Genomic DNA, 1398 nt, shown 5'->3' with positions numbered 1-1398 from the left:
CCTGATTTCGGTATTGAACCGGACTCAGGCCTTTTAGTTTTGTCCTGATGCGTTCGTGATTGTAGTAGTGGATGTACTGGCAGATACCGGCCTGCAATTGCTCAATGCTCTCGAAGCGGTTCAGATAGAAGAACTCGGACTTCAGTGTGCCGAAGAAGCTCTCCATGGCGGCATTGTCCAGGCAGTTCCCCTTGCGTGACATGCTCTGGATCAGGCCGTGCTCTGCGAGCTGGTGCTGATATGCCGTCATCTGATACTGCCAGCCTTGATCGGAGTGCAAGAGGGGGGCATCCTTGCCAGAGAGCTTATCGATAGCCTTTTTGAGCATGCTGCTCACAAGTGCGAAGCGGGGCCGGCGCTGCATCGTGTAGGAAACAATTTCGCCGTTATAGAGGTCCATGATCGGCGAGAGATAGAGCTTTTCACCCCGGACATTGAACTCGGTCACATCGGTGACCCATTTCTGGTTAGGTTGCTGCGCCTGAAATTGGCGCGACAAGATATTAGGAACCTTGGCCTGCTGTCCCTTGTAGGAACGGTACTTCTTCGGTCGCACCAGCGACTTCAGCCCCAGCACCTGCATTAGACGTTGAACCGTCTTGTGGTTGACCATCTCCCCCGCCTGGCGCAGCGTCGCTGTGATGCGTCGGTAGCCATAGCGCCCCTTGTGATACTCATACACGGCACGGATACGCGCTTTCAACCCAGCGTGCTGATCTTCAGCCTGTAGCGCCCGGGCCTGGTAGTAGAACGTACTGCGTGACAGACCGGCGGCCTTCAGCAACATCACCAAAGCATGGCCTTGCCTCAGTTTGAGCACTATTTGCGCTTTTTCGGCGCAGCTTGCTCTTTGGCCTGAAGCAAGGCCCGCAATTTTTTTAGGTAAGCCACCTCCGCACGCAGATACTGGACCTCTTTGACTAGGTCTTCGCGTGAGCGTGCATCATCCGGTAGCGGATTGATCGGTTTGGACGATTCAGGTACAGGCATCTTCTTCGGGCGGCCTCGGGGTTTGGGCTGTAATCCAGCCAGACCCTGCTCATGATACCGGCGTTGCCAATCCGTAATGACACCTGCTCCACCTCGAATATTGAACAGAGCAATCGCCTGGGTCGCCGACAGACTTTCTTGTTGCATGCGGCGCAATATGGACAATTTAAATTCCGCGTCGTAGTGGCTGAACTTCTTGCGTAGGCCTTCCAATCCATGGTGCTGATAGGCTTGGACCCAGCGTCTCACCATTGCATGGTCAAGACCATAGCGGTGCGCGACAGATATGAGGCCGTCCGTCCCCTGTTCGTAGCTTTGTACTACGGACAGCTTGAATTGCTCATCGTACTTCGTCATGAAAAACACCCCAAAGGTTGGATCGGTGTCCAACTTTTGGGGTGCAGTTCA

1 protein-coding gene is annotated in these 1398 nt (G+C 54.4%); it reads right to left on the bottom strand.

The genetic code is table 11. The annotated features are described in order from the left end of the window. Positions 1–1347 (bottom strand): IS3 family transposase gene (locus tag ABS758_RS14905; RefSeq protein WP_350384134.1). Its coding sequence is split into 2 segments (ribosomal slippage), with 1345 coding nucleotides annotated over them: positions 1–862 and positions 865–1347; the frame shifts between segments, so codons are not numbered across the junction. This gene is flagged as partial in the annotation. Positions 1348–1398: the final 51 nt, after the last annotated feature.

The organism is Castellaniella sp. FW104-7C03 (assembly GCF_040276085.1).
Classification (GTDB): Bacteria; Pseudomonadota; Gammaproteobacteria; order Burkholderiales; family Burkholderiaceae_B; genus Castellaniella.
This window is presented reverse-complemented; position numbering and strand designations above follow the sequence as displayed.